Here is a 1,667-nt window from a genome sequence, read left to right on the forward strand (position 1 = left end):
GGCGAAATGCTGGCAACGGATATGTCCGGCGATGACATGACGGTGTATGCGATGAATGAAATCGGCCGCTTTACACCGAAAGAAGTGCTGCTCAATCCGGCTGCGGCAGATGATGGCGCATTGATTGACTTTTTGCACGAACACATGGATTCTGGCTTGGAGCGCATGACAGACGAGCAGTATGAATATGCGGCGTGTGAGCAGCTTGTCCGCAGACAGTTTGCGGCAAGTATCGAAGCGGAGACGATTGCGGATCATCCGATGATTGTGTGTGCTGTCGGCGCGCTGCTGCGGTATCTGATGGATACCCAGCAGTCGAATTTATCCAACTTAGATACACTGCAGCTGTATTATCAGGGACAGTATCTGGAATTGGATCTCAACGCCAGACGCAATCTGGAATTGTTTGAGACCATGCGCACCAAGGAAAAGCGCGGTTCGCTGTTGTGGGTGCTCGATCACACCAAGACGGCAATGGGAGCGCGTATGCTGCGTCAGTGGATGAGCAAGCCGCTTCGCAGTCCGAATCAGATTCTCCAGAGACAAAAAGCCGTCGGAGAGCTGAAAGACGATTTGGTTCGCCGCACGGCTTTGACAGATGAGCTGCGCCAGATGTTCGATATTGAGCGTCTGATCGGCCGCATTGTCTATGGAACTGCCAATTGTCGAGATATGCGAAGCATGTTCGCTACGTTGGAACATGTGCCGGAAATTCGGATTCAATTGGCTCAGTGCCAGTCTTCCATGCTGCAAGTGCTGTGCGAATCGATGGATGAGCTGCAAGATGTCAAGCAGTTGATTGAGGCGGCGATTGTCGAAGACCCACCGTTTTCTCTGCGTGAAGGCGGTTTTATTCAGGAAGGCTACAGCGAAGAGCTGGACAAGCTGCGCGATATTGCATCGGGCGGCAAAGGCTCGATTGCGGCGATTGAAGAGCGAGAACGCGAGGCAACCGGCATTACAAAGCTGAAAGTTGGGTATAATCGCGTCTTTGGCTATTATATTGAGGTCGCACGGTCTCTGGCGGACAAGGTTCCGGCACATTATGTGCGCAAGCAGACGCTTGCCAATGCAGAGCGATACATTACAGATGAACTCAAGCAGTACGAAAATACGGTTTTGCAGGCGCAGGAGCGCATTACCGATCTGGAATATCAGCTGTTTACAGAGGTGCGCGAACAGATTTCTGCCGCTGTGCATCGCATCCAGATTACCGCACAGACGTTGGCACAGACCGATGTGCTGTGCTCACTGGCAGAAGTGGCGGATTTGTATCAGTATTGCTGTCCGGAAGTCGAATACTCTCCGGTTATCGACATCAAAGAAGGCAGACATCCGGTCGTTGAGCGAATGCTGCGCGATACGATGTTTATCGCCAATGATACCCTGCTCGATGATAAGGCCAATCGCATTGCGGTAATTACCGGCCCGAATATGGCGGGTAAGTCGACGTATATGCGTCAAGTCGCGTTGATTACGATTATGGCGCAGATGGGATCATTTGTTCCGGCGAAGTCTGCTCGTATTGGTATCGCTGACCGCGTGTTCACCCGCGTCGGCGCATCAGACGACTTGGCGAGCGGACAATCGACATTTATGGTCGAGATGAGTGAAGTTGCGGATATTTTGACTCATGCGACTCGATTCAGTTTGGTCATTCTCGATGA

General features: G+C 51.9%; 1 protein-coding gene. It reads left to right on the forward strand.

All coding sequences use genetic code 11. The features are described 5' to 3' along the window. Positions 1 to 1,667 (forward strand): DNA mismatch repair protein MutS (mutS, locus tag ACR0P9_RS12180; protein WP_432620523.1); only part of this gene is annotated, 1,667 nt, incomplete at both ends.

Source organism: Butyricicoccus sp. (genome assembly GCF_050872565.1).
Lineage (GTDB): Bacteria > Bacillota > Clostridia > Oscillospirales > Butyricicoccaceae > Butyricicoccus_A.